Consider the following 25,590-nt stretch of genomic DNA (forward strand, 5'->3'; position numbering starts at 1 on the left):
GGCGCGGGTCGCGGCGTCGTCGAGCACGGTCGCGACGGCGGCGTCGGGGGTGGCCGTCGCCTCCCCGAGGTGCCAGGCGCGGCGGTCGACGTCGTCGGCCGGCACCGCGCGGGCGAGCGCCGCGTGGACGGCACGGAGGGTGGCCGGCACCGCCTCCGCGTAGATGCCGGAGCGGACCAGGTCGTGCCGGAACGTCACGCGGTCGGGCCCGACGGTGAGCAGCTGCGCCTGCGCGGCCTCGTCGAGGTCGGTCACGGAGACGTCGAGCAGCGCGCACGCCCCGGTGATCGTGGTGAGGTCTCCGCCACCGGCCGCCGCGACGAGCAGGGCCGTCCGGGCCGCCGGCGAGAGCTGGTCCGCCCGTCGGGCGAACGTCCTGGCCAGGGAGGCGGGCACCGGGATCGGCGCGCCCGGGGGGACGGCGTCGACCCCGTCGTCGGTGAGCTCGAGCAGCGCGAGCGGGTTGCCGCCGGTCGCCGCCAGCAGGTGCGCGCGGGCCTCGTCGGAGAGGCGGTGGCCGACCGAGCGGGCGAGCGACGCGGCGTCGTCGTCCGCCAGGCCCCGGAGCGCGAGCTCCGGCAGGCCGGCCGAGCCCACCACCGACGGCGCCTCGTCGCGGGCCGCGAGCAGGACGACGACGGGGTCGGCCGTGAGGCGCCGGGCCGCGAAGCACAGGGCCTGGGCCGACGGAGGGTCGAGCAGGTGGGCGTCGTCGACGACCACCGCGACCGGGCCGTCCTCGGCCACGCGGCTCAGCAGGCTGAGCACCGCCGCGCCGACCGCGAACCGCTCGCCGCCGGAGCCCGGCACCAGCGCGAGCGCCGAGCCGAGCGCCTCAGCCTGGGGCGCCGGGATGGCGTCGAGCAGGCCGAGCACGGGCCGCAGGAGCTGGAGCAGCCCGCCGAACGGCACCTCCCGCTCGGCGTCGATCCCCGCGGCGCGCAGCACGCGCATCCCCGCGTCGGACACGGCCGACACGGCGTCCTCGAGCAGCGCGCTCTTGCCGATCCCCGCCTCGCCGGTGAGCACCAGCGTGCCGCTCTCGCCGACGCGCGCGGCGGCGACCAGCGTCGCGATGACCTGGCGTTCGCGCTCGCGGCCGACCAGCACAGATCGAGTCTAGGGAGCGGACCAGGGGGGCCACCTGATCCGACGGGTGCCCGTCCCCGCCAGTGTCGACAGGGACAGGTCCACCCCAACCGAGGAGCGCACGACCATGACGGAGACCCTTCCCCAGCGGACCATCGACCCCGACAAGCTCATGTCCTTCGTGTTCCGCGCCGTCGACGAGGTCGGCGCGACCCTGAACACGGCGCTGGTCGTGATGGGCGACAAGCTGGGCTACTACACGGCGATGGCCGACGGGCGCCCGACCACCCCGGCCGAGCTCGCCGAGCAGACCGGCACCAGCGAGCACTACGCCCGCGAGTGGCTCAACAACCAGGCCGCCGGCGGCTACGTCGAGTTCGACGCCGAGGACCGGCGCTACACGCTGCCGGCCGAGCACGCCGTCGCGCTCGCGGACCCGTCGAGCGCCGCGTACCTGGCCGGCTTCTTCCAGCTGGCGTTCGGCACCGTCCACGACGCCCCGGCCATCTTCGACGCTGCCCGCGACGGTGACGGCCTCGGCTGGCACCAGCACCACGCGGACGTGCACCACGGTTGTGAGCGGTTCTTCCGCACCATGTACAACGGGCACCTGCTCACCGAGTGGATCCCCGCGCTCGACGGCGTCCAGGCCATGCTCGAGGCCGGCGCCCGCGTGGCCGACGTCGGCTGCGGGCACGGCGCCTCGACGATCCTGCTGGCGAAGGCGTTCCCGAGCTCGGTCTTCGTCGGCTCGGACTACCACGCCGAGTCGATCGCCGTCGCTCGCGAGCGCGCCGTGGACGCGGGCGTGGCGGACCGGGTCACGTTCGAGGTCGCGTCGTCCACCGAGTTCACCGGCACCGGCTACGACCTCATCGCGGTCTTCGACGCCCTGCACGACATGGGCGACCCGGTGGGCGCCGCGCGGCACGTGCGCAGCGCGATCGCGGAGGACGGCACCTGGATGGTGGTCGAGCCGATGGCGGGCGACCGCGTCGAGGACAACCTGAACACCGTCGGCCGGGCCTACTACGGCTTCTCGACGCTCCTGTGCACGCCCGCGTCGCTGAGCCAGGACGTCGGGCTCGCCCTCGGCACGCAGGCGGGCCCGGCCAAGATCCGCGACGTCTCCACGGCCGCCGGGTTCTCGACCTTCCGCACCGCCGCGAGCACGCCGTTCAACAATGTGTTCGAGGTGCGCCCGTGACGAAGGGCACCCGTGAGGCGGACACTGCTCGGGTGCAAGTCATGCACCCGAGCAGGTCTGCAGACCCCGACGACGAGGGCGTCGTCGTCCGGGACGGGGTGGAGCTCGCCTACGCGGTCTACGGCCAGGACCACGCGCCCACCGTGGTGCTGGTCCCCACCTGGTCGATCGTGCCGTCGCAGTTCTGGAAGGCGCAGATCGGCTTCCTCGCCCGGCACTACCGGGTGATCATGTTCGATGGCCGGGGGAGCGGTCGCTCCGGGCGGCCGGAGGGGGCGGCCGCCTACACGGACGTCGAGTACGCCGCGGACATCGTCGCCGTGCTCGACGTCACGGCGACTGACGCGGCGGTGCTGGTCACCGAGTCGTGCGGGGCGTCCTGGGCGGTGCACGTCGCTGCCAAGCACCCCGAGCGCGTGACCGGGCTGATGGCGATCGCCCCGTCGTGCGGCCTGGACGTGGCGACTCCGGGCCGCGACCACGTGCCGTGGGACGAGCCGCTGGAGGACACGCACGGCTGGTCCAAGTACAACAAGCACTACTGGCTGGGCGGCGGATACGACGACTTCACGGCGTTCTTCTTCCGCAAGATGTTCCCGGAGCCGCACTCGACCAAGCAGATCGAGGACTGCATCGGCTGGGCGCACGAGATCACGCCGCAGGTGCTCGCGGACACGACCGCCGGCCGCCTCGGGTGTGACGGGGCGATCTGCGAGCCGATCGCCCCGCTGGCCGAGAAGGTCACCTGTCCCGTGGTCGTGGTGCACGGCACCGACGACCGCATCCGTCCGCAGGCGTTCGGCGAGAAGCTGGCCGAGCTGACCCGCGGCGACCTGGTCCTCCTCGAGGACGCGGGGCACGGCCCGTCGGCGCGCGACCCGGTGAAGGTCAATCACCTGATCGCGCAGTTCGTCGACCGGCTGCACCCGGCGCCCCCCCGACCGACGTGGCGGCGAGCCGCGAGCCGGGCGCCGCGCGCGCTGTACCTCTCGTCGCCCATCGGCCTCGGGCACGCCCAGCGCGACGTCACCATCGCGGCCGAGCTGCGCGCGCGCCGCCCCGGGCTCCAGATCGACTGGCTCGCGCAGAACCCGGTCACCCGGGTGCTCGCGCAGCACGGCGAGCGCGTCCATCCGGCGTCGGCGTGGCTGCGCAACGAGTCGGGCCACATCGAGCACGAGGCCGGCGAGCACGACCTGCACGCGTTCCAGGCCATCCGCCGGATGGACGAGATCCTGGTGCACAACTTCATGGTGTTCGACGAGGTCGTGGCCGACGGCGACTACGACCTGGTGATCGGCGACGAGGCGTGGGACGTCGACTACTTCCTGCACGAGAACCCCGAGCTCAAGCGGTTCGCGTTCGCCTGGATGACGGACTTCGTCGGCTGGCTGCCGATGGCCGATGGCGGCGCCGCGGAGGCCGCGCTGACGGCCGACTACAACGCCGAGATGATCGAGCAGCGCGCCCGGTTCGCGCGCGTGCGGGACCGGTCGGTGTTCGTCGGCGATCCCGACGACGTGGTCGAGGACGACTTCGGTCCCGGCCTGCCCAGCATCCGCGCCTGGACGGAGGAGAACTTCGACTTCGCCGGGTACGTGACCGGGTTCGACCCGGCGTCGCTGGAGGGCACCGAGCGGCTGCGCGCCGAGCTGGGCGTGGGGCCGGGCGAGAAGCTCTGCGTGGTGACCGTCGGCGGCTCGGGCGTCGGCACCTCGCTGCTGCGCCGCGTGATGGACGTCGTGCCGCTGGTGCGCGAGGCGGCCCCGGAGCTCCGGTTCGCCTTCGTCACCGGTCCCCGCATCGACCCGGACTCGCTGCCGACGGGCGAGGGCTCGACGGTGCTCGGCTACGTGCCCGACCTGTTCCGGCACCTCGCGGCGAGCGACGTCGCCGTGGTGCAGGGCGGCCTGACGACGACGATGGAGCTCACGGCGCTGAACAAGCCGTTCGTCTTCGTGCCGCTGCGCCACCACTTCGAGCAGAACGTGCACGTGCGCAAGCGGCTCGACCGGTACGAGGCCGGTCGGCACCTGGCCTACGAGGACGCGCTCGACCCGGACGCGCTCGCGGAGGCGATCCTCAAGGAGGCCGGTCGGGACGTCCGCTACCGGCCGGTGCAGACCGACGGCGCGGCGCGGGCCGCGGCGCTGCTGGCGGGCCTCGTCTAGACCCAGCTCGTCGCGAGCCAGGCCGTGATGCCGGCCAGGACGAGCAGCGTCCCGTTGAACGCGATCGCGGACCGGACCTCGCCGCGCGACACGTGCAGCGTGATCGCGCCGATCTGCAGGAGCACGAAGCCGATCGCGGCGACGAGGGCGAGCCACGGGGCGACGCCGACCAGGGGAGGCACGATCAGCGCGACGGCGCCCAGCACCTCCAGGACGCCGATCGTGCGCACGAGCCGGAAGGGCAGGTCGTCCACCCACGCCATCATCGGCCGCAGCTGGTCCCGCGACTGCAGCACCTTCTTGCCGCCCGAGTAGAGGTACAGGGCGGCGAGCAGGGACGCGAGGACCCAGTAGGCGACGGTCATGCGGGCTCCGATGGTGACGACTGGTTGGTAGCCACATCATCAGTGATCATCGGAGGGGTCGACACACGGCACATCGATGTTCGCTACCCACACGGGAGGCGCTGACGTGGGCAGGCGGAACTATCTGGTCGAGGGCCTGTCCGGCACCGGCAAGACGTCGGTGGCCGACGAGCTGGCGCGGCGCGGGTACCAGGTGATCCACGGGGACCGGGAGCTGGCGTACCAGGGCGACCCGGAGACCGGCGCACCGACCACGGTCGGCGCGCACGAGAACCACCTCTGGGATGTCGACAAGGTCAGGGCCCTGGCGGCCGACCAGAGGGAGGCGGCGACCTTCTTCTGCGGCGGCTCGCGCAACTTCTCCCGCTTCCTCGACCTGTTCGACAAGGTCTTCGTCCTCAGGGTCGACCTCGCCACGTTGCACGAGCGGCTCAACGCGCGTCCCGACGAGGAGTGGGGTGGCGGGGTGCCCACGGACCGAGCGCTCATCGTGCGGTTTCACCAGACCGGCGCGGACGTTCCGCAGAACGGCGAGGTCATCGACGCGACCGCGCCGATCGAGGCCGTCGTCGACGAGATCCTTCGCCGATGCCGGGCCGGGACCTAGAAGTCCACCAGCGTCAGCTGCACGCGGACCGGGTCGCCGACCTCGAGCGACTCGGCCCGGCGCACGGCCTTCTTCACCGGCAGCACGTAGGTGTCCGACGACGGGAAGATCGACGTCCGCCACACCGTGCCGCCCACGGTGACCTCGACCCGCACGGACCCGAACCCGCGGGTGCGGTCGCCGACGAGGTCGAGCACCTCGTCAGCGATCTCCGTCGGGAGGTTGACGAAGGTCCACACGTCGGTGCGCCGGGCATCCCAGAGCCACAGCGGCGCCTCGAACGCGTAGCTCACGTCACCATGTCGGCGCCCAGGAGCTGCGGGCCGTCGTACGGCGCGACGTCGTCGACGTAGCGCTCGGCGTCGTCCTGCGGCTCGTACCCCAGCGCCCGCGCGGTGGTCAGGTCCCACCAGCCGCGCGTGTTCGCGGAGATGCCGTACGCGATGCAGTGCCCGCCGACCGGTCCGCGCAGAGCGGCGTCGACCAGCCGGACCAGGTCGCCGGGGCTGAGCCAGATGCCCAGGTGGAACGCGGTCCGCGGCACGTCGTCGCACTGCCCGATCCGCAGGGAGACCGTCTCGAGCCCGTACCGGTCGGCGTACAGGCTGGCCAGCGCCTCGTCGGCGACCTTGGAGACGCCGTAGAGGGTGTCGGGGCGCGTCGTCCGGTCCGTGCGGGCGATCTCGTCGGCCGGGTAGTAGCCGACGGCGTGGCAGGAGCTGGCCAGGACCACCCGCCCGACACCGGCGCGCCGGGCGGCCTCGAGGACTCGGTAGGTGCCGTCGATGTTGGTGCGCAGGATGGCGTCCCACGTGTCCTCGCCCGGGATGGCGGCCAGGTGCACGACAGCGTCCACGCCGGTCATCGCCGCGGTGAGCGCGTCCTCGTCGAGGATGTCGACGTGCCTGAACGGCTCGCCCGGGTCCGTCACGTCGAGCAGGATCGGCGTCCAGCCCCGCGCCGCGAGGCCGCCGTCCGCGTGCCGCAGGTACGTGCCGACCCGTCCGGCCGCGCCCGTGACCACGACTGTGCCGGTCATTGATCCTCCTCGTCGGGGCCCTGCGCCTGTCGTCATCCTTCCCCATCGCGCGGGTCCAGGTCGCTCGTCGTAGCGTCGGTGCTCGTGGACATCTCCCAGCTGCTGACCGAGTCGTTCTCCCGCGTGGGGGAGGTGCTGGAGCGCGCCGTCGGCGGGTTGTCCGTCGATGACCTGACGTGGCGGCCCGATCCCGCCGCGAACACCATCGCCTGGCTCGCGTGGCACGCGGGCCGCGGCCAGGACGCGCAGATCGCCGACGTCGCCGGCGTCGAGCAGGTCTGGACCGCCCAGGGGTGGGCGGACCGCTTCGACCTGCCGTTCGACCGCGCCGCCAGCGGGTACGGGCAGAGCGCCGCCGAGGTCGCCGGGGTCCGGGCGTCGGGCGAGCTCCTGCTGGGGTACTACGGCGCGGTCGAGAAGCAGACGACCGCGTACCTCGAGCGACTGACCGACGCCGACCTCGACGTCGTGGTCGACGAGCGCTGGGACCCGCCGGTGACGCTCGGAGTGCGGCTGGTCAGCATCGTCGGCGACAGCCTGCAGCACGCGGGCCAGGCGTCGTACGTGCGCGGGATGCTGGGGCGCGCGCGGTCCTAGCCGCGGCCCTTCGACGACACCGCGCCGGTGAGCCCACGCGAGTGCAGCACGTGCCGCTCGAGCGGAGCGAACACCAGCAGCTCGATGAGGATGCCGACCAGGAAGATCAGGCTGATCGCCGCGATGACGAGCGACATGTCGCTGGTCGTCCGGCCGATGTCGAGCAGCTGGCCCAGGCCGGTGCCCAGCTGCGGCGAGTACGTGATGAGCTCGGCGGCCATGAGGGAACGCCACGCGAACGCCCAGCCCTGCTTGAGCCCGCCCAGGAAGCCGGGCAGCGCCGCGGGCAGGAGCACGTAGCGGATGCGGGTCCAGCCGCGGGCGCCCAGCACCTGGCCGACGCGCAAGTACAGCGGCGGCACCTGGTCGGTCCCGGCGAGCAGCCCGTTGACGATCGACGGCACGGCACCGAGCAGGATGACCGCGTACATCGTGGCGTTGCTGAACTGGAACCAGATGATGGCGGCAGGCACCCAGGCCACCGACGGGAGCGACTGCAGGCCCGTGACGATCGGGCCGAACGCGCGCCGCAGCAGGGGAGAGGCCGCGAGCACGACACCGATGGTCACGCCGACGACGACGGACATGACGAACCCGACGGCCGCGCGCTGCAGGCTGAGGCTCACGGCCCGCCAGGCGGAGCCGTCCTGGATCGACGCGAGCAGCGTCTGCCAGACGTCGGCCGGGCTCGGCAGGGCGTACGGGGGCTTGAGCTCGAGGACGTAGGCGACCTGCCAGACGGCGACGAGGACGGCGAGGGCGCCGAGCACCGGCCAAATGGCGCGCCAGGCCTCCTGCCAGGCCGACCGTCGGGGGACCGCGATCGGCGTCTCGAGCGCGTCGAGCCCGGCGGCCAGGTCGCGCTCGCTGGTGCGCACGGGGGCGGCTGTCTCAGTGGCCATGACGGGCGATCTCCTCACGCAGGTGCTCGGTGATCTCGGCGCTCAGGCGCGACACCCCCGGGTCCTCGATGCGCCGCGGCTGCGGCAGGCCCACGGTCCACTCGCGCACCACGCGACCGGGCCGCGAGGAGAGCAGGACGACCCGCTGACCCAGCCGGACCGCCTCGCGGACGTTGTGGGTGACGAAGATGACCGCGCGGCCGGTCTCGGCCCAGATGCGCATGAGCTCCTCGTGCAGGACGTCGCGCGTGATCGCGTCGAGCGCCGCGAACGGCTCGTCCATGAGCAGGAGGTCGCCCTCCTGGGCGAGCGCCCGGGCCAGCGCCACGCGCTGCCGCATGCCGCCGGACAGCTCGTGCACGCGCTTGGGGCCAGCGCCCTCGAGCCGGACCAGCGCGAGCAGCCGCTGGGCCTCCTCGCGCCGCTCGGTGCGCCCGATCCCGCGCAGCCGCAGGGCCAGCTCGATGTTGGCGCCGGCCGTGAGCCACGGGTACAGCGCCGGCTCCTGGAACATCAGCGCGGGCCGGCCACCGGTGACCTCGACCGTGCCGGAGACGGGCTTGTCCAGCCCGGCGACGAGCGAGAGCAGCGTCGACTTCCCGCAGCCGGACGCGCCGAGCAGGCTGACGAACTCCCCGCGGTGGACGGTGAGGTCGATGTGCTCCAGCACGGGCGGCCGGGACGCCTCGCCGAAGTGCTGCGTGACGTCCGTCAGGCGCGCCGCGACGGCGGCCCCGGAGTCGGTGGTCACCGGGGTCGCCGTCGCGGTCGTGGTCGTCACTTGCCCGACGCCCCGAGCCCTGCGTCGTCGACCGGGTCCTGGCCGTTGTCCGCGAGGACCTGGTTGAGCAGCGTCAGGTCGTAGATGCCGTGCAGGTCGGTCTCCTTGGAGACGCCCGCCGCGACGCCGTTGTCGGCCGACGTCTGCAGGCTCGAGGCGATCGGGTCGAGCGTGAGGCGCAGGTTGCCCCACGCCCGGTCGAGCACCTCCTGCGAGAGCGGCTTGCCGCTGAGCTTCTCGATCGCGGCGTTGGCCGTGGTCTTGGCCTCCTCGGGGTTCGCCTCGATCCACTGGCTCGTCTCGTACTCGGCCTCGATGAGCTTCTTCACCGTGCCGGGGTACTTCGACAGGAAGTCGGTGGTGACGATGAGGTGCGTGGTGACGAAGTCGCCGTCGGGCCACAGGTCCTTCTCGTCCACCAGCACGTGCGCGCCCGCGTCGACCACGAGGCGCGACGCCCACGGCTCCGGGAGCCAGGCACCGTCCAGCGTGCCCGCCTTGAAGGCGTCGAGCGTCTGCGAGTTCTCCTGCGGGGCGATGGTCACGTCGCTCTCGCCCCCGGTCAGCGACGTCTTGAGGTCGTTGTCGTCGAGCCACGCGCGCAGGGCCACGTCCTGGGTGTTGCCCAGCTGCGGGGTGGCCAGCGTGGTGCCCTTGAGGTCGGCCGGCTTGTCGATGCCGTCACGGACCACCAGCTGGGCACCGCCCGAGGTCGCGCCGCTGACGATGCGGATCGCGTCGCCGTTGGACTGCGCGAACGCGTTGATGGCGGGGTTGGGGCCGATGAACGACGCGTCGATGGCGCCGCCGAACAGGCCCTCGACGGCGGCAGGGCCGGCGTTGAAGATCTGCGTGGTCAGCTTCGTGTCGCCGAGCGCCTTCTGGTAGGTGCCGTCGTCGACGCCCACGAGCGCGTTGGCGTGCGTGAGGTTGGCGAAGTAGCCGAGGCGCAGCTCGGGGGCCTCCGCGAGGGCCGCGCTCTCGGAGGGCGAGGCGGCCGCGTCGGCGGTGTCGTCGCCCGCGGCGCTCGACGAGCAGGCGGCCAGCGAGGCGGTGAGCAGGGCGGTCAGTGCGAGGGCGACGCGGCGCGTGGTCCGGGCAGTCATGTCAGATCCTTGGGGTGTCGAGGGCGAGCGGTCGGTGAGCGGGCGGGCTCAGCGACATCGTTCGGGCGACACCAGGGCAGGAACATGGGTGGACGCCATGAGGCGTGACCTCCGTGGGGGACGGGTGTGGCGGTGCGTCGAGCCGCGGTCCGAGGTGGCGGGGCGTCGAGCGCTTCGCCAGGGGGGACGGGCGGAGCTGGGTTCAGACGGTCCGCGGACAGCAGGGGCGCGCGGCGACCGTGACGACGGGACAGCACGTCGTGACGGGGCGGCGGGTGGACTGCATGGGACGAGGATGACGGCTGCCGCCGGTTTCGGACACCCTCGTCTCGTATGTTGATCGGGATACTCAGGATTTGGGCAGCCGTCGCGGTAGCTGTGCACGATCGCCTCGCAGGCGGCGACGTAGAGTCGCGGCCATGCAGTGCCCCTACTTCGACGCGCACCGCTGCCGGTCGTGCACGTGGATGGGGCGCCCGCACGGCGAGCAGGTCGCGGACAAGGAGCGGCACTGCCAGCACCTGCTCGGCGAGCGCGAGGATCTGGTCTGGCTCCCGCCGGTCAGCGGCCGCGAGTCGGGGTACCGGAACAAGGCGAAGATGGTCGTCGGCGGCACGGCCGCCGCGCCGACACTCGGGATCCTCGACGCCGAGGGGCGCGGCGTGGACCTGCAGGGCTGTGGCCTCTACCCGGACGACCTCGCGGCGACGTTCCCGATGCTCTCCGCGTTCGTCACGCGCGCGAACCTCACGCCGTACGACGTGCCGGCGCGCTCGGGTGAGCTGAAGAACCTGCTGGTCACGCAGTCACCGGACGGTGAGCTCATGCTCCGGTTCGTGCTGCGCTCCCAGGAGCCGGTCGCCCGGATCCGCAAGCACCTGGCCTGGCTGCTCGAGGCGCTGCCGGCGCTGCGCGTGGTGTCGGTCAACCTGCTGCCGGACCACAAGGCCGTGCTCGAGGGCGACCGCGAGATCCTCCTCACCGCCGACGAGACCCTGCGGATGCGCCTCAACGGGATCGACCTGCACCTGCGCCCCCAGAGCTTCTTCCAGACGAACACCGAGATCGCCGCGGCGCTGTACCGGCAGGCGACTGCGTGGGTCGACGAGCTCGCGCCAGCCTCCGTCTGGGATCTCTACTGCGGCGTCGGCGGGTTCGCCCTGCACTGCGCCGACCCCGCCCGCGAGGTCATCGGGATCGAGACCAGCGCCGAGGCGATCGCCAGCGCGGCGCTGAGTGCCGCCGACGCCGGGCTCTCCCGCGTGCGCTTCGCGGCCGGGGACGCCACCGCGTTCGCGCTGGGGGAGGCGCGGGCGCCGGACCTCGTGATCGTCAACCCGCCGCGGCGCGGGATCGGCGAGGAGCTCAGCCGGTGGTTGGAGGCGTCGGGCGTCCGGCAGGTTGTGTACTCCAGCTGCAACGCGGCGTCGCTCGCCCGGGACCTCGCGGCGATGCCGTCGCTACGACCGCGTCGCGCCCAGGTGCTCGACATGTTCCCGCAGACCACGCATTACGAGGTGCTGACGCTGCTCGAGCGGGCATAGCTCAGCCGCGGTGTCCGAGATCGGGTGATCCATGGGCTCATCGTCAATTCGACACATCAGACTGTCCGGTTGACTGTCGATAACTACCACCCGAACGGCCTCTGGTCGCGGGTTGCCCCGGGAACGTAGGAAGAGGCATGCACAGTGGCAGCCTCCCCGTCATCGTCGTCGGCGGAGGCCCCGCCGGCCTCGCCGTCGCCGCCGCGCTCGGCCGACGCGGCGTCCCGGCCCTGGTCCTCGAGCGGTCCGACGCCGTCGGCGCGTCCTGGCGTCGGCACTACGAGCGGCTCCACCTGCACACCACGCGCCGGCTCTCCAGCCTGCCCGGCATGCCGTTCCCGCGCCGCTACGGCCGGTGGGTCGCCCGCCAGGACGTCGTGGACTACCTGGACGCGTACGCGGTACGGCACCACCTGGACGTGCGCACGGGCGTGGAGGTCACCGGCATCGAGCGTGCCGCCGGCGGCTGGTCGGTGCGCACCGCGGACGGCGAGACGCTCGACGCCGCCGAGGTCGTCGTCGCCACGGGGTACAACCACACGCCCGTGCCGCCGGCGTGGCCGGGCGTCGAGGGGTTCCCGGGCGAGGTGCTGCACGCCTCGACGTACCGGAACCCGGCGCCGTACCGCGGTCGCGACGTCCTCGTCGTCGGCGTCGGGAACACCGGCGCCGAGATCGCGGTCGACCTGGTCGAGGGCGGGGCGTCGCGCGTCCGGCTCGCCGTGCGGACGGCGCCGCACATCGTGCGTCGGTCGAACTTCGGCTGGCCCGCGCAGGGCACGGGGATCGTGGTGCGGCACCTGCCCGTGCCGGTGGTCGACGCGATCGCCCGCGCCGTGGCGCGCGTCGAGGTCCCCGACCTGGCGCGGTACGGCCTGCCGCGCCCGACCACCGGGTTGTACTCGCGCGTCATGGAGGGGTCGGTGCCCGTGCAGGACGTCGGTCTGCTGGCCGCCGTGCAGGCCGGGAAGGTCGAGCCCGTCGCGGCCGTCGAGTCGGTCGACGGCGCGGAGGTCGTCCTGGCGGACGGGTCGCGGATCACGCCCGAGGTCGTGCTCGCGGCGACGGGCTACCGCCGCGGCCTGGAGGCTCTCGTGGGCGACCTGGGCGTGCTCGACGACCGCGGGCTGCCGACGGCGCACGGTCCGCGCCCGGCCGCGCCGGGGCTGTACTTCACCGGCTACACCAACCCGATCAGCGGCATGTTTCGCGAGCTGCGGATCGACGCCGGCCGGATCGCGCGCTCGATCGCGCGCGCACGGTCGACGGACCGCAGCCGGCAGGCGTCGCTGCCGACGGCCGTGACTCCGGGCTAGCCGGCCGCCCGCTGGCGCCACGCCCGCCAGGCGCCGGTCGACCACAGCGCCCACACGACGAGCAGCGGCTGGAACAGCAGGCGGATCGCGCGCGCACGGTCGGAGTCGAGGCCGAACGCGTCGGTGCGCGTGACCAGCTGGGAGATGTTGCCCGGGAAGATCGCGACGAAGAACGCCGCGGCGATCCCGCCGACGGTGACGCGCTGCTTGGGCAGGGCGACCAGCGCGCCGCCGAGCGCCAGCTCGACGACCCCGGACCCAACGACGACGGCGTCGGTGCTGAGCGGGATCCACGGCGGCACCTGCGCGCGGAACTCGGTGCGGCTCCAGCTGAGGTGGCTGGTACCCGCGAACAGCAGGCCCGCGCCGAGCGCGATCCGGCCGACGGTGCGGGCGATGGAGGGGCTCTCGCGGTCGGTCGGCGCCATCGGCCCAGCGTGTCACGCGCGGGTGCGCTGCGCTCAGCGGAGGAACCGGTAGCGCAGGTGGGTGGCCTGCGGCGTCGCGACGACCTCGGTGCGTTCCAGCTCGGTCAACCCGCCGCCGACGTGGTCCAGCAGTCGCTCCCCGCGGTGCAGCAGCACGGGCACGAGGTTGAGCAGCAGCTCGTCGGCCAGCCCTGCGGCGATGACCTGCTGGGATACGGCGGCCCCGCCCATGACCAGCACGTCCCGGTCGCCCGCGGCCGCCCGCGCCTGCTCGACGGCGCTCGCGATCCCGTCGGTGACGAAGGTGAAGTCGGCGCTCGTCATCGCCCGCGGCGCGTGCGGCCGGTGCGTCACGACGAAGGTCGGCACGGGGAAGGGCACGTCGCCCCAGAGCTCGACGCCGATGTCGTAGGTGAGCCGCCCGACCACGACCGCTCCGGTGCTCGCGCGCTGCCGGGCGGCGACCGAGGCGTCGTCGGCGTGAGCGGCGGTCCCGTCGTCGGGGAACAGCCACCTGTGCAGGCGCTCGCCGCCGACGCCCAGGGGGTTCGCGTCGGAGGTGTCCGGCCCCGCGCTGAAGCCGTCGAGCGAGACCGATGCGCTGACGCGGACGATGCCCATGCGCTCCTCCTCTGGTGTCTTTCACCATCGAGTGTGCCCCCAGGGGTTGCGCGCGTCGGATCGCCGGCCTACGTTGAAGGCGTCGCTTAATTAAGGAGTTGCTCACATGCCCGAACGGGACGCCCTCAGCGTGGTGTTCGCCGCGCTCGCGGACCCGACCCGGCGGGCGATCCTCACGCAGCTCTCGCAGGGGCCGACGACCGCCGGTGAGGTGGCCGCGCCGTTCGCGATGAGCAGGTCGGCCGTCTCGCAGCACCTGCGGGTGCTGGAGGAGGCCGGGCTCATCGAGCGCACGGTCACGGCCCAGTGGCGCACCTGCGCGCTGCGCACGGAGCCGCTGGACGAGGTCGCCGCCTGGGTCGACGGGCACCGTCGGCACTGGGAGGAGCGCTTCGATCTGCTGGACGAGCGACTGCGACAGACCCGACAACACTCAGGAGAGGCAGACCGATGATCGAGACGGACCAGACCCTGCAGAAGGCCTTCACCATCACGCGCATCTTCGATGCGCCGCGCGCCGAGATCTGGCGCGCGTGGACCGACCCCGACGAGGCCGCCGCGTGGTGGCACCCGCGCGGGGTCGAGACGCCCCGCGACTCCGTCGAGCTCGACGTGCGCCCGGGCGGGACGTACCGCTACACGATGGTCGCGCCCGACGGCAGCACCTACCCGACGAGCGGCACGTACCGCGAGGTGGTCGAGCCGTCGAGGCTCGTCTTCACCTGGGTCGACCCGGGCGACCCGGAGGAAGACGCCCCCGTGATCACCGTGACCCTGGAGGACCTGGGGCCGCGGACGCGCATGGTCTTCCACCTGGACGGCGTGGGTGGGGAGCCCGGCGACGAGAGCGTCTACGACGGGTGGGATTCCGCGTTCGACGTCCTGTCGGAGCGGCTCGCCTGACGCTTTCTGCGCCCGCCGCCCCGCCGGCCCTCGGGGGTCGGCGGGGCTCGGCGCGCGTCGCGCCGTAGGGCGACGACGACCACCAGTGGCCAGAGCGCCTGCGCGCCGGCGAGGGCGCGCTCGCTGAGGCCGACCGCATCGCCGTCGACCTGCAGCTCGACGACGAACACGCCGAGCAGGCCGACCAGCGCCGCGGAGGCGCCGAGACCCACGGCGGGCCGCAGGACGCCGGTCGCCCCGCGGCGCCGGGCGAGCGCGGGCCACAGGGCGAGAGCCCCGAAGCCGATGCCCGCCGCGATGCCGTGCGCCGTCGGGTATGCGTCGACCGGGAGGGCTGCGACCGCGAGCGTGGCGGCGCCGCCGAGCGCGTGCATCGCCCGGGCGGCGCGGGGGACCGGCCGCAGGCCTGCGGCGGTGACCATGTGCGCCACGCCGGTGATCGCGAGGCCCGTGGTCATGATCCAGGGGTCGGTCGCGGTCGACGCCGCGAGCGCGCTGATGGTCTCCTGCACGGCGTCGAACGATGGTTGCTGGGCGGCCGCGAGGGTCCAGCCGCCGATCATTGCGACGGGTGCGGCGATCGCGGACGCGAGCGCCCAGCGGGGGACGGTCATCGAGGGACTGCCCTTCCGGTCGGAGTTGTCGGAGACTGGGTTCGTGGCCGACCACCCCGACGGACGGGTCGTCGAGGACGACTTCGACGGGCCCGACCTCGATCCTGCCCGCTGGCTGCCGCACTACCTGCCGGCCTGGAGCTCGCGCGCGCTGACCGCGGCGTCGTACGAGCTCCGCGACTCCTGCCTGCACCTGTCCATCCCGCCGTCGCAGGGGCTCTGGTGCGCCGACGACCACCGCCCGCCCACGCGCGTCTCGGGCATCCAGTCCGGGAACTGGTCGGGGCCGGTGGGCGGAACTCGCGGGCAGCAGCCCTACCGCGACGGGCTCGTGGTCAAGGAGGCGCAGGAGGCGTTCCGCGGTTGGATCCCGTCCGGCGGGCTCCTCGAGCTGCGCGCCCGTGCCGTGGTGACGCCGCGGTCGATGGTGGCGTTCTGGCTGGTCGGGTTGGAGGACGAGCCCGAGCGGTCCGCGGAGATCTGCGTGATGGAGGTGTTCGGGGATGCGGTCCGTCCCGGGTCGGCGGAGGTCGGCGTCGGCCTGCACCCGTTCCGGGACCCCGCCGTGGTCGAGGACTGGGCGGCGGTGCGTCTGCCGATCGACGTCGCCGACTTCCACACGTACGCGGTCGACTGGGACCGGGAGCAGGCGGACTTCCTCGTCGACGGTGCAGTCGTGCGCAGCTGCGCGCGTCCACCGACGTACCCGATGCAGCTGATGCTGGCCGTCTTCGACTTTCCAGAGCGATCGGTGGGCGACGACGGCGACGCCGTGCCGGAGCTCGTCGTCGACAGCGTCCGCGAGCACGCGCGGCGCTGACGGCGCTGCTGGTCGTCGGTTGCTCGCTGCGTCGGCACGCGCACGCGTGGCGCCGACGCACCGCTGGAAGCAGGTCGTGTCGGCCGCCGGCTCGGAACGCGCACGCTGCCGTTCGCGGGCGCTCGTCGGGGCGGCGCGAGAGGTTCTGAGGGCGGTTCGACCTCAAGCCCAAGCTCGCTCGGGCCCATCACGTTGACGTTCTCCGCCGGACCTCGATGCTGGTGGGCGCTGGTCGAGGGGAGCCAACCGGGCGGGCGTGTTCGAACAGCCCTCGAGGCTCTGCCGGAGTTGCCAGTCGGCACCGATCCGTCGCGCGCGCGATCGCCGCCCACGAGACTGAGCCGCCCACAGCCCCCGTCGTCGCCGCCCTGGCCCACGGCTTCGCCGCCGGAAAGTCGATGCCAGCCGTTGTTCGTACACTTGTACGAACGGACGAGGCGGCGGATGTGGGGAGGTCTCGGGGATGACGGCGTTGTACGAGCTTGAGACCGGCGAGCTCGAGCTCCCGTGGCCGTCGTGGGTCGACACCGCCGAGGACTGGGATCCGCGCCCGTCGCCGACGCAGCCGCCCTCGACGCCACCCTCGCCGTCGCTGGCCGACTGGTCGGAGCCGTACGTCCCCGACCCGCTGCCGGAGTTCACGTTCGCCGTCCTCACCCCGTTCGCGCGCGGCCGCCAGGGCGATGGCGTGCCGATGCTCCCGGCGTTCCCGGTCGTCGAGCCGCGGCTCTCGGTGTCTGCGTTGGCGGGGATCCTCGAGCAGGTCGAGCCCGCCGACCTGCCTGGTGCCCACCTGGTCAACGCGATCATCGGCTGGGAGCAGACGATCGCGGCGGCGCAGGCCGAGCAGGCGTCGTTGGTGCGCGAGCTTGCATTCCGGAGCGGGCCGAATGCCCTCCGCGTCGCCGGTGACGAGCTGGCGAGCGCCCTGGTGTGCACGCGCCCGGCTGCCGAGCGGCTGGTCGTCCGCGCGGAGCTGGCGGCTGAACACCCGTCGCTGTCCGATGCCTGGTCCGCCGGCCTGGTCGGAGCCCGGAAGATCGACGTCATCCTCGACGAGGTCGCGGTGGCCGACCGTGCGTCCGCCGCCGGTGTGGTGGCGGACGCCGTCGCCGCCGCCGGCGAGATGACGGCACCGCAGCTCGCCCGGCACGTCCGTGCAGCCGTGATCGGCGCGGATGCCGCGGCCGCTGAGCGTCGGGCCGCCAAGCAGCGCGCGGACCGACGCGTGGAGCTGACTCCCGTGCGCGACGCGATGGCGTGGATCGGGGCGTACCTGCCCGCCGACCAGGCGCTGGCGGTGTTCACCACGGTGGACGCGCTCGCCGGTACGACGCGGGTCGGCGGCGACGAGCGCACGGCGGACCAGCGGCGCGCGGACGCGTTCGCGGACGTCTTCGTGGGCATCCTCGAACGGCAGACGACGCCCGACGGACAACCGCTGCCCACGCGCGGCGGCCAGCGTGTCGCCGTGCAGCTCACCGTCGCGGCCACCACCCTGCTCGGGCTGGACGACGCTCCGGGCCACCTCGGGTCGTACGGTCCGATCCCCGCGTCGATGGCACGCGAGCTCGCCCAGGACGGCACGTGGCGTCGGGTGCTGACCGACCCGGCGGGCCAGGTGTCCGAGGTCGGGTCTGTCGCCTACCGACCGGGCGCAGATCTGACCCGGCTGGTGCAGGCGCGGGACCAGACCTGCACCTTCCCCGGGTGCCGGCAGCCCGCGGCGCGCTGCGACCTGGACCACCGCGAGCCCTACGACCACGGCCGGTCGGGTGAGGGGCAGACGTGCGAGGCGAACCTCCACTGCCTGTGCCGCCATCACCACCGGGCCAAGACCGAGGGCCGCTGGAAGGTCACGTACGACCGAGCCACCGGCGTCTCCACCTGGACCAGTCCACTGGGCCTGACCTACGCGAGACGTCCACAGCCCGTCCTGGCAGCAGCGTCGTCGTACGAGCACCTGCGCCCGTCCACCGCACCACCCCCGCCACGTGACTGGGGCGACCCGCCGTTCTGACCCGGCGAAACACCGGACCGCGCCACCAGGCGACGGGGTCGGACCGGCGAACGCGCCTGACTACGCGTCAACTCGGGCCGTGAAACCCCAGGCCCTGAAACTCGGCTGACCACGCGGCTACGGCTGGGCATGTGAGCACCCTCGACGCGCCGGGGCTCATCCGTGCGCGCTGTTCGACACCCCTGACGGTGGCAGGTTCTTGGGGTCGGGCGTTCGCTCCGGCCGGGCGCCGGACTGTCGGGTGGGGACTCCCGAGCGGCTTACTCTCGACACATGAGCGTGCTCACCAGGAACAATGTCGTGCTCGCCGGCGTGCCCGGCGCGCCGGCGATGGTGTTCGCGCATGGGTTCGGGTGCGACCAGAGCATGTGGCGGTTCGTGGCTCCCGCGTTCGAGGCGACGCACCGGGTGGTTCTGTTCGACCACGTGGGTGCGGGCGGCTCGGATCTCACTGCCTACGACCCGGAGCGCTACGGCTCGCTCGACGGCTATGCGGACGACGTCGTCGAGCTGCTGGACGAGCTCGACCTGGGGCCCGCGGTGTTCGTCGGCCACTCGGTCAGCGCGATGATCGGCGCACTGGCCTCGACCCGGCGGCCCGACCTGTTCGATCGGCTGGTGCTCGTCGGCCCGAGCCCGCGGTACGTCGACGACGAGGGATACCGCGGCGGGTTCAGCGCCGTGGAGATCGACGAGCTGCTCGAGACGATGGACGACAACTACCTCGGCTGGTCGACGTTCATCGCGCCGGTCATCATGGGCAACGCCGACCGGCCGGAACTGGGCGAGGAGCTGACCAACTCGTTCTGCCGGACGGACCCGGCGATCGCCAAGCGGTTCGCGCGGACCACCTTCCTGTCCGACAACCGCGACGACCTGGCTGCCGTGACCACGCCGGCACTCGTGCTGCAGTGCCGGCAGGACGTCATCGCGCCGCCCGAGGTCGGGCAGTACGTGCACGAGCACCTCGCGGGCAGCGAGCTCGTGCTTCTCGACGCCGTCGGGCACTGCCCCAACCTGAGCGCGCCCGACCAGGTGGTCGACGCCATCACCGCCTACCTGGCCCATGCCCCCGTCCGGGCGTAGCCACGCCTGGGACGTCGCGCCGGTCGCGCTGCTGCGGCTCGACGCCGACGGGACGATCGTCGACGCCAACCGGATGTTCCTCGAGTGGGTCGGCCGCGAGCCCGATGAACTCGTCGGCGCCACGCGGTTGAGCGAGCTGCTCTCGGTGGGTGGCCGGATCTACTGGGAGACCCACCTGTCACCGCTGCTGCACATGCAGGGCCGGATCGACGAGGTCGCGGTCGAGCTGCGGGGACCCGACGGTCGGATGCCGGTCCTGATGTCCGCGCGCGCGTGGGCCACCGACGACGGCGAGCGTGTGGTGGACGTCGCGCTGTCCCGCGCCGTCGAGCGGTCCCGCTACGAGCGCGAGCTGCTCGCGGCGCGGACCGCCGCTGATTCGGACGCGGCGCAGAAGGCGTCCGTCGCGCACGAGCTGCAGCTCGCGCTGCTCACCACCAACCTGCCGACGGACGGCCGCTTCCTCGTGTCCACGGAGTACCGGCCGGGTGTGCAGGCCCTCGAGGTCGGCGGCGACTGGTACGACGCCTTCCTGCTCGACGACGACCGACTCGCGGTCGTCGTCGGTGACGTGGTCGGGCGAGGGCTGCGCGCCGCCACGGCCATGGGTCAGCTGCGCAGCGCGGTCCGTGCGGTCGCCGAACCAGGCGTGGGGCCCGCGGCGCTGCTCGGGCGTCTCGACCGGTTCGTCGAGCAAACCGCGGTCGGCTTCATGGCCACCCTCGCGTACGTGGAGATCGAGCTGGACACCGGCCGCGTGCGGTACGCGTGCGCGGGCCATCTCCCACCGCTTCGGCTGACGGCGGCGGGCGGGCACGAGTTCCTCTGGGCGGGGCGGTCCACGCCGCTCGGGATCGGCACCGATCGGGTGGAGGCCGAGGCGACCCTCCTCCCGGGCGACCTTCTCGTGCTCTACACGGACGGCCTCATCGAGCGCCGCAATCGTTCCCTGCGCGAGGGCCTCGACGCCCTCGCGGAAGCGAGCGCCGCCCTGCTGGAACCGGGCGGCTCGGTGTCGTCGCTGGTCACGGACCTGCTCGCGCACGCGGGCGACGAGCGCGACGACGTGTGCGTGCTCGTCATGGCGTGGTCGGGTGACGGATAGCGAGCGGAGTAAGACGGTCGTCGGTGGGCACCTCTGCGGCCCACCGACGACCGTCAGCGTCTGACCGCGGTCAGAGCCCCGGGTTCGCGTTGTGCACGAGCTCCAGCGCCATCTCCGGGAACCAGTCGCCCGCGGCGGGGTCGGCGTAGCCGCGGACGGGGTCGATGCCGCCGGCCGGGTCCCACCGGGTGCACTCGCCGTCGGACTCGCCCGGAATCTTCACCCACAGGTAGGCGTCGACGTAGGGGCTACCGGTGGTCAGGGTCGGCTTGAGCCCGAGGCCGCGCTCTGGCGGGTTGCACCAGACCTGGGGGTCACCGGAGGGGTGGTCGGCGGGTGCGGTCCACGGACCCTGCCCGTTGCGGCTCGTGTCGATGACGGCGTGCTCCAGGACGTCGGGGCCGCTGGGCGCGCCCGCGGCGTTGGTGACCTCCTTGGTGTACCAGTCGTCGGTCTTCGTCCAGGTGCTGAAGTCGGCCGGGTCGGCCGGGTAGTACTGCGACGCGCAGTACTCGAAGTGGCCGACGCGCCAGCCGCCCTCGGCCGTGTTCGTCCCGTACCAGAGGCACTGCGAGATCCAGGAGGCGAACTTGACCTGGCGCTCGGACGTCTCGTAGTTGGACACGTTGAGGAAGAACCCGTCGGCCTTCTCGACGCCGGCCTTGTGCAGGCGGTCGGAGATGTCGCCGACGCCCAGCCAGCCGGAGTGCGTGCCGTCGAGGTAGACGGAGGTGTTCGGCAGGGCGGTGAGCCGGTCGACCGCGCCGTTGACCTGCGTGAACCGGTCGGCGGCGGCGGTGGCCGGGTCGAGCTCGGCGGGCTGGCACCACTCCTTCGCCCCGTTGATCGTCGTGTACCAGGGGATGATCCCGAGGCCGTCGGGCTCGAGCAGCACGATCGCCTGGCCGTCGCCGACGCCGGCGGCGAACGCGTCGATCCACGCCAGGTAGGACGCGGTGTCCGCCGCGCCGCCCGCGGAGTACTGGGCGCAGTCGCGGAACGGGAGGTCGTACGCGACCAGCACGGGGATCGAGTGCGTGATCCGGGCCTGGAGCATGGTCTTCTGGACGGCCTTCTTGACTTCCTTGGGCGTCCCCGAGGTGAACCAGACGGCCTGCGGCGTGGCGGCCATCGTGGTCAGCTCCGCGGCATCGGCCCACTGGTGCGTCTTGACCAGCTGCTTGATCTGTTGGACGGCGCCTGTGTCCGGCGGGGGAGTGAAGAGCCGCGTGGCCGGCGGCGGCGCGTGGTGGCCGCGGCCGTCGTGAGCCGCGGCGGGGGCCGCAACGGCGAGTGAGAGCGCTACCACACTGGCGGTAGCGAGCAGCATCGAGCGGGTGCGGGGCAGGGGTCTGGACACGGAGTCTCCTACGTCGTTGTCGGATGACCGTTCGCGAGCGACGGGCGTGAGCCGTCCCGGGAAGCATGACAATCCGGGCGCTCGAGCACAAGGTATACCGGTAAGGAAGATTCCGGAGGTGGGCAGTAGAGGCACGGGAGCCTGGCTCACGGAAACCACGCGCGGCGGTGTACAGGGGGTGCCGCCGCGCGTGGCGGCCGGGTGGACAGCGGGGTCAGAAGACTCGGTTGGCGATCTCCGCGGGCGCCAGCAGAAGCTGCTTGATCTCGTCGTCGAGCTTCACCAGCGTGAGCGAGGCGCCGGCCATGTCGAGCGACGTGCAGTACTCGCCCACATAGCTGCGTCCCACGGTGATGCCCTGCGCGGCGAGCTTCTCGTGCGCCAGCCCGTACAGCAGGTACAGCTCGCTGATCGGGGTGCCGCCCAGGCCGTTGATCATGAGCGCGACCTCGTCGCCCGACGAGTACGGCAGGTCGGGGACCACCGCGCCGAGCAGCTCGTCGACGATCTCGTCGGCGCTCACCAGCTTGGCGCGGCGGCGACCGGGCTCGCCGTGGATGCCGACCCCGACCTCCATCTCGTCGTCCGCGAGCTCGAACAGGGGGGAGCCCTTGGCCGGCGGCGTGCACGGGGTCAGCGCGATGCCCATGGTCCGGGTGACGGAGTTGACCTTCTCGCCGATCCGCACGAGCTCCTCCAGCGAGGCGCCGGCCTCCGACGCGGCCCCCACGGCCTTCATGACGAAGAAGTTCCCCGCGACGCCGCGCCGGCCGACCGTCCAGGTCGAGTCCTTGACGGCGACGTCGTCGTTGATGAACAGCGTCTTCACGTTGAGGCCCTCGGCCTCGGCCAGCTCGGCGGCCATCTCGAACGCCATCTTGTCGCCGGTGTAGTTGTTGACCAGCAGCAGGACGCCCTTGTCCGAGGCCAGCAGCTTCGCCGTCTCCAGCACGTACTCCATGGGCGGCGCGGCGAACACGTCACCGGGACACGCCCCGTCGAGCATGCCCTTGCCGACGACCATCACGTGCGCCGGCTCGTGGCCGGACCCGGACCCCTGGATGATCGACACCTTGTCGTGGCTCGGGGCGTCGGCCCGCATGATCAGGTTGTACTCGGGGACGTAGCGCAGGGTGTCGGGGTTGGCCAGGGCGATGCCCTTGAGCATCTCGGGGACGAAGTTCTTCGGGTCGTTGACGAACTTCTTCATCAGTCATTCCTCCACATCGTCGTGTTCTTCTGACCTGCCGCCGCGCCGCCCCCGGACGCGGACGTGTGTCACCAGGTGTCGGCGATCCGCTCCGCCAGCACCGCGATCGCTATCGCGCCCGGGTCGACCGACCCGATGCTGCGCTCGCCCGTGTACGACGCCCGGCCGCGGCGGGCCTGCATCGGCTTGGTCGCCTCGGCCGCGTCGCGCGCGCTCACAGCAGCAGCGCGCGCGATGTCGGGTGCCGACGAGCCCGCGGCGAGCTCCTTCTCGATCGTGTCGGTCATGGGCGCGAGGGCGTCGAGGAGCGTCTTCTCCCCGAGGTCGGCGCCGCCGCGCGCCCTGATGCCCTCGATGGCGGCCCGCAGCATCGCGACCACGTCGTCGCCCGTGACCTCCTGCTTGCCCTTGACCTGCCCGGCCGCCCGGAGGAACGCGGTGCCCCAGATCGGTCCCGACGTGCCACCGATCCGGCCCGTCATCACGATGGCGACCTTCTGCAGGAACGTGCCGGTGTCGCTGCGGTCGAACGTGTCCCACTGGGTCTCCACGTTCTCGAAGCCGCGCGCGAGCGAGAACCCGAAGTCCCCGTCGCCGACGACGGAGTCGAGGTCGCCGAAGTACTTCTCGTTCTCGACGCAGGTATGGGCGATGGTGCGGACGACGGACTCGACGCGGGCATCGGACACGGCGCTTCGCTCTCTCTCGGGATCGGCAGCTTCGGGGACTATGGCGTCTGCAGGAGGCGCTCGACGTGGGACAGCTCGACCTGCCCCTGGATGTCGAGGCCGTGCGGGTCGGCCAGGACGGTGGCGGGACTGTCGGGGAGGTCGCCCAGCGAGCTCACGACGAGCGACGCGCCGGTGAAGTCCTCTTCGGCGGTGTAGCTGCTCACCGTGACGACCGTCCGCAGCCCGGCCCCCAGCGCGGCCCGCAGGCCGTTGGCGCTGTCCTCGACGACGACGACCTGCTCCGGCCCGACCCCGAGCTCGCGCAGGGCGAGCAGGTAGATGTCGGGCGCCGGCTTCTTCTTGGGGACGACGTCACCGGCGAACACCGCGAACTGCGCGGCGAGCTCCTCGCCGACGGCATGCTCCAGGACGGCCCGCACCGAGGCCTCGGCCGACGTCGACGCGACCGCGAGCCGCCAGCCCGCGGCCGACGCGTCGGCCACGATGCGCGCGATGCCCGGCCGCCCCGGCATCACGCCGTCGGCGACCATCGCCGTGTAGTGCGCGGTCTTGGCCTTGTGCCAGCGGGCGATCAGGTCGCGCTGCTCGTCGGGGTCGACGGGCAGGTGCGCGGTCTCGACGAACACGGGAGTGAACACCGTCGCGAGCCGCTCCTTCCCACCGCCGATCGCGAGGAGCTGCCCGTACTCCTGCTCGCTCCAGTGGATCGGCAGACCGGCGTCGGCGAACGTCTGGTTGAACGCGGGCAGGTGGCCGTCGCGCTCGGTGTCGGCGAGCACGCCGTCACAGTCGAAGATCAGCGTCGGGCTCATGAGGTGCTCCCGGCGCTCATCGGTCGGCCCTGCCCGCGGCGCCGAACTCCTCGATGTGCACCGCGATCGCGGCCTGCACGGCGGCGGAGATGTCCCGGAACATCGAGGGTGGGTCCCACTTGTCGCGGGCGCGTGCCTCGGCCAGGTGCTTCTCGGCCGAGCGCATGTACGCGACCTTGACCCCGGTCGAGATGTTGATCTTCGAGACGCCGGCGCCGATGAACCTCGCGAAGTCGTCGGCGGATAGCCCGGTCCCGCCGTGCAGGACGATCGGTCGGTCCGTCAGGGCGGCGAGCTCGCGCACGCGCTCGGGCAGCAGCACCGGCTGGGCCTTGTACTCCCCGTGCGCGGTGCCGAGCTGGGGGGCCAGCAGGTCGACGCCCGTGCGCTCGGCCACCCCGGCCAACGTCTCGACGTCGTAGGAGTGCAGGGAGACGTCGGAGCCGACGCCGTCCTCGACCCCGATGATGTTCTCGAGCTCGGACTCGACGTCGACCCCGGCGGCGTGCGCCTCCGCGACCACCTCGGCGGTCTCGCGCTCGGCGGTGGCGAGGTCCCGGTTCGAGGCGTCGAACAGCACGGACGACCAGCCCGCGCGGACGACGTCCGAGATGACGGCCCGGTCGGGGCAGTGGTCGAGGTGCAGGGCGACGGGCACGGGGACGTCGGCGGCCGCGGACCGAAACATGGTGGTGACCAGGTCGGTGCCGATCGAGCGGACGGTCTTCACGGAGATCTGGATGATCATCGGCGAGCTCGCGGCCACGGCGGCGGCGATCACGGCGCGCAGGCTCAGGTCGTCGAGGATGTTGACAGCGGGGACGGCGTAGCCGTGCTCGCGAGCGATCCGCGTCATCGTCAGCGTCGACGAGATCATGCTCAGCCCTCCCGGGGAGCGGCCCTGCGTGACCGGGTGGCCTCGTCGTCGTGGGACGAGCGCGCTCCCGATCGACCAGGACCGCATCGTCCCGATCATTTCGCAGTCTAGACACGTCTGCTCCGGCGGCGAGTGGGGGCCCGGGCAGCGACGCGGCTGGTCTCGCTCGCGCTCGAGGCTGCGTCGCAGGGCGTGCGCGAGCGGCTCGCGCTCGGCGAGGCAGACGAGGTTGACGTGGCCGCCCGCCCTCCAGCTGCAGGAGGTGATCGCCGACGGCCTGTCGCAGCCGTTCGAGTACTCCTCGATCGTGTTCCCGCG

General features: G+C 72.7%; 27 protein-coding genes. 12 read left to right on the forward strand and 15 right to left on the reverse strand.

Annotated elements, in window-relative coordinates:
* Window positions 1–1,110 (reverse strand): ATP-binding protein (locus ACXJKA_RS14075; RefSeq protein WP_456825833.1); only part of this gene is annotated, 1,110 nt, incomplete at its 3' end.
* A 106-nt stretch (window positions 1,111–1,216) separates the two neighbouring features.
* Between ACXJKA_RS14075 and ACXJKA_RS14080 the strand changes: the two genes are divergently transcribed.
* Both ACXJKA_RS14080 and ACXJKA_RS14085 read left to right on the forward strand, forming a co-directional pair.
* The gene (locus tag ACXJKA_RS14080) at window positions 1,217–2,296 is read left to right on the forward strand and encodes a class I SAM-dependent methyltransferase (RefSeq protein WP_456825834.1); all 1,080 of its coding nucleotides are present in this window, start codon (window positions 1,217–1,219) and stop codon (window positions 2,294–2,296) included.
* Entirely contained in the window at window positions 2,293–4,467 is a 2,175-nt protein-coding gene (locus ACXJKA_RS14085) for an alpha/beta fold hydrolase (RefSeq protein WP_456825835.1), read from the forward strand. Before ACXJKA_RS14080 ends, ACXJKA_RS14085 begins: the two co-directional genes overlap by 4 nt.
* Here the strand turns inward: ACXJKA_RS14085 and ACXJKA_RS14090 are convergent.
* Complete coding sequence (locus tag ACXJKA_RS14090; protein ID WP_456825836.1) at window positions 4,464–4,832, reverse strand: DoxX family protein; 369 nt, start codon at window positions 4,830–4,832, stop codon at window positions 4,464–4,466. The genes ACXJKA_RS14085 and ACXJKA_RS14090 overlap by 4 nt on opposite strands.
* Window positions 4,833–4,938: 106 nt before the next feature.
* Between ACXJKA_RS14090 and ACXJKA_RS14095 the strand changes: the two genes are divergently transcribed.
* Window positions 4,939–5,439: an AAA family ATPase gene (locus tag ACXJKA_RS14095; protein ID WP_456825837.1), complete on the forward strand. Its 501-nt coding sequence runs from the start codon at window positions 4,939–4,941 to the stop codon at window positions 5,437–5,439.
* On the opposite strand, the gene ACXJKA_RS14100 is transcribed toward ACXJKA_RS14095, so the two are convergent.
* Together ACXJKA_RS14100 and ACXJKA_RS14105 are read right to left on the reverse strand one after the other, a co-directional pair.
* On the reverse strand, window positions 5,436–5,732 hold the full coding sequence (locus tag ACXJKA_RS14100; RefSeq protein ID WP_456825838.1) for a DUF1905 domain-containing protein: 297 nt from the start codon (window positions 5,730–5,732) through the stop codon (window positions 5,436–5,438). The genes ACXJKA_RS14095 and ACXJKA_RS14100 overlap by 4 nt on opposite strands.
* On the reverse strand, window positions 5,729–6,478 hold the full coding sequence (locus tag ACXJKA_RS14105) for an NAD-dependent epimerase/dehydratase family protein (RefSeq protein ID WP_456825839.1): 750 nt from the start codon (window positions 6,476–6,478) through the stop codon (window positions 5,729–5,731). Before ACXJKA_RS14105 ends, ACXJKA_RS14100 begins: the two co-directional genes overlap by 4 nt.
* A gap of 84 nt (window positions 6,479–6,562) precedes the next feature.
* Here ACXJKA_RS14105 and ACXJKA_RS14110 point away from each other — a divergent pair, with 84 nt between their 5' ends.
* Window positions 6,563–7,075 carry a mycothiol transferase gene (locus ACXJKA_RS14110; RefSeq protein ID WP_456825840.1) on the forward strand — a complete coding sequence of 171 codons (513 nt, stop codon included), beginning with the start codon at window positions 6,563–6,565 and terminating at the stop codon, window positions 7,073–7,075.
* Here ACXJKA_RS14110 and ACXJKA_RS14115 read toward each other — a convergent pair.
* The 3 genes from ACXJKA_RS14115 to ACXJKA_RS14125 all read right to left on the reverse strand — a co-directional run bounded on the left by ACXJKA_RS14115 (window position 7,072) and on the right by ACXJKA_RS14125 (window position 9,864).
* Window positions 7,072–7,977, reverse strand: coding sequence for an ABC transporter permease (locus ACXJKA_RS14115; RefSeq protein ID WP_456825841.1), 906 nt, complete (start codon window positions 7,975–7,977; stop codon window positions 7,072–7,074). The genes ACXJKA_RS14110 and ACXJKA_RS14115 overlap by 4 nt on opposite strands.
* A complete protein-coding gene (locus ACXJKA_RS14120) occupies window positions 7,967–8,692 on the reverse strand; it encodes an ABC transporter ATP-binding protein (protein ID WP_456825952.1) in 726 nt (241 codons plus the stop codon). The genes ACXJKA_RS14115 and ACXJKA_RS14120 overlap by 11 nt, the downstream gene beginning before the upstream one ends.
* 62 nt (window positions 8,693–8,754) lie before the next feature.
* On the reverse strand, window positions 8,755–9,864 hold the full coding sequence (locus ACXJKA_RS14125; protein WP_456825842.1) for an ABC transporter substrate-binding protein: 1,110 nt from the start codon (window positions 9,862–9,864) through the stop codon (window positions 8,755–8,757).
* A 419-nt stretch (window positions 9,865–10,283) separates the two neighbouring features.
* On the opposite strand from ACXJKA_RS14125, the gene rlmC reads away from it, so the two are divergent.
* Both rlmC and ACXJKA_RS14135 read left to right on the forward strand, forming a co-directional pair.
* Window positions 10,284–11,408 carry a 23S rRNA (uracil(747)-C(5))-methyltransferase RlmC gene (gene rlmC / locus ACXJKA_RS14130; protein ID WP_456825843.1) on the forward strand — a complete coding sequence of 375 codons (1,125 nt, stop codon included), beginning with the start codon at window positions 10,284–10,286 and terminating at the stop codon, window positions 11,406–11,408.
* Between the two features lie 137 nt (window positions 11,409–11,545).
* Window positions 11,546–12,724, forward strand: coding sequence for a flavin-containing monooxygenase (locus ACXJKA_RS14135; RefSeq protein WP_456825844.1), 1,179 nt, complete (start codon window positions 11,546–11,548; stop codon window positions 12,722–12,724).
* Here ACXJKA_RS14135 and ACXJKA_RS14140 read toward each other — a convergent pair.
* Together ACXJKA_RS14140 and ACXJKA_RS14145 are read right to left on the reverse strand one after the other, a co-directional pair.
* A complete protein-coding gene (locus ACXJKA_RS14140) occupies window positions 12,721–13,152 on the reverse strand; it encodes a DoxX family protein (protein ID WP_456825845.1) in 432 nt (143 codons plus the stop codon). The two genes, ACXJKA_RS14135 and ACXJKA_RS14140, sit on opposite strands and share 4 nt — an antisense overlap.
* Window positions 13,153–13,185: 33 nt before the next feature.
* Window positions 13,186–13,773 carry a dihydrofolate reductase family protein gene (locus ACXJKA_RS14145; protein ID WP_456825846.1) on the reverse strand — a complete coding sequence of 196 codons (588 nt, stop codon included), beginning with the start codon at window positions 13,771–13,773 and terminating at the stop codon, window positions 13,186–13,188.
* 106 nt (window positions 13,774–13,879) lie between these two features.
* Between ACXJKA_RS14145 and ACXJKA_RS14150 the strand changes: the two genes are divergently transcribed.
* Both ACXJKA_RS14150 and ACXJKA_RS14155 read left to right on the forward strand, forming a co-directional pair.
* The gene (locus ACXJKA_RS14150; protein WP_456825847.1) at window positions 13,880–14,227 is read left to right on the forward strand and encodes an ArsR/SmtB family transcription factor; all 348 of its coding nucleotides are present in this window, start codon (window positions 13,880–13,882) and stop codon (window positions 14,225–14,227) included.
* On the forward strand, window positions 14,224–14,676 hold the full coding sequence (locus tag ACXJKA_RS14155) for an SRPBCC family protein (protein ID WP_456825848.1): 453 nt from the start codon (window positions 14,224–14,226) through the stop codon (window positions 14,674–14,676). The genes ACXJKA_RS14150 and ACXJKA_RS14155 overlap by 4 nt, the downstream gene beginning before the upstream one ends.
* Here the strand turns inward: ACXJKA_RS14155 and ACXJKA_RS14160 are convergent.
* The gene (locus ACXJKA_RS14160) at window positions 14,625–15,290 is read right to left on the reverse strand and encodes a DUF998 domain-containing protein (RefSeq protein ID WP_456825849.1); all 666 of its coding nucleotides are present in this window, start codon (window positions 15,288–15,290) and stop codon (window positions 14,625–14,627) included. The genes ACXJKA_RS14155 and ACXJKA_RS14160 overlap by 52 nt on opposite strands.
* Before the next feature lie 43 nt (window positions 15,291–15,333).
* Here ACXJKA_RS14160 and ACXJKA_RS14165 point away from each other — a divergent pair, with 43 nt between their 5' ends.
* The 4 genes from ACXJKA_RS14165 to ACXJKA_RS14180 all read left to right on the forward strand — a co-directional run bounded on the left by ACXJKA_RS14165 (window position 15,334) and on the right by ACXJKA_RS14180 (window position 20,321).
* Window positions 15,334–16,110 carry a glycoside hydrolase family 16 protein gene (locus ACXJKA_RS14165; RefSeq protein ID WP_456825850.1) on the forward strand — a complete coding sequence of 259 codons (777 nt, stop codon included), beginning with the start codon at window positions 15,334–15,336 and terminating at the stop codon, window positions 16,108–16,110.
* 463 nt (window positions 16,111–16,573) lie between these two features.
* Window positions 16,574–18,130: a DUF222 domain-containing protein gene (locus ACXJKA_RS14170; protein WP_456825851.1), complete on the forward strand. Its 1,557-nt coding sequence runs from the start codon at window positions 16,574–16,576 to the stop codon at window positions 18,128–18,130.
* A gap of 273 nt (window positions 18,131–18,403) precedes the next feature.
* A complete protein-coding gene (locus tag ACXJKA_RS14175; protein ID WP_456825852.1) occupies window positions 18,404–19,216 on the forward strand; it encodes an alpha/beta fold hydrolase in 813 nt (270 codons plus the stop codon).
* The gene (locus tag ACXJKA_RS14180; RefSeq protein ID WP_456825853.1) at window positions 19,197–20,321 is read left to right on the forward strand and encodes a PP2C family protein-serine/threonine phosphatase; all 1,125 of its coding nucleotides are present in this window, start codon (window positions 19,197–19,199) and stop codon (window positions 20,319–20,321) included. The genes ACXJKA_RS14175 and ACXJKA_RS14180 overlap by 20 nt, the downstream gene beginning before the upstream one ends.
* A gap of 70 nt (window positions 20,322–20,391) precedes the next feature.
* Here ACXJKA_RS14180 and ACXJKA_RS14185 read toward each other — a convergent pair whose 3' ends face one another.
* From ACXJKA_RS14185 to ACXJKA_RS14205, 5 genes are all read right to left on the reverse strand, one after another.
* Window positions 20,392–21,681: a glycoside hydrolase family 6 protein gene (locus ACXJKA_RS14185; RefSeq protein WP_456825854.1), complete on the reverse strand. Its 1,290-nt coding sequence runs from the start codon at window positions 21,679–21,681 to the stop codon at window positions 20,392–20,394.
* Between the two features lie 214 nt (window positions 21,682–21,895).
* Window positions 21,896–22,891 carry a dihydroxyacetone kinase subunit DhaK gene (dhaK, locus tag ACXJKA_RS14190; protein ID WP_456825855.1) on the reverse strand — a complete coding sequence of 332 codons (996 nt, stop codon included), beginning with the start codon at window positions 22,889–22,891 and terminating at the stop codon, window positions 21,896–21,898.
* A gap of 68 nt (window positions 22,892–22,959) precedes the next feature.
* Window positions 22,960–23,580, reverse strand: coding sequence for a dihydroxyacetone kinase subunit DhaL (gene dhaL, locus ACXJKA_RS14195; protein WP_456825856.1), 621 nt, complete (start codon window positions 23,578–23,580; stop codon window positions 22,960–22,962).
* A 38-nt stretch (window positions 23,581–23,618) separates the two neighbouring features.
* On the reverse strand, window positions 23,619–24,395 hold the full coding sequence (locus ACXJKA_RS14200; RefSeq protein WP_456825857.1) for an HAD-IA family hydrolase: 777 nt from the start codon (window positions 24,393–24,395) through the stop codon (window positions 23,619–23,621).
* Between the two features lie 16 nt (window positions 24,396–24,411).
* On the reverse strand, window positions 24,412–25,272 hold the full coding sequence (locus ACXJKA_RS14205) for a class II fructose-bisphosphate aldolase (protein WP_456825858.1): 861 nt from the start codon (window positions 25,270–25,272) through the stop codon (window positions 24,412–24,414).
* Window positions 25,273–25,590: the final 318 nt, after the last annotated feature.

Source organism: Cellulomonas sp. P5_E12, assembly GCF_054049315.1.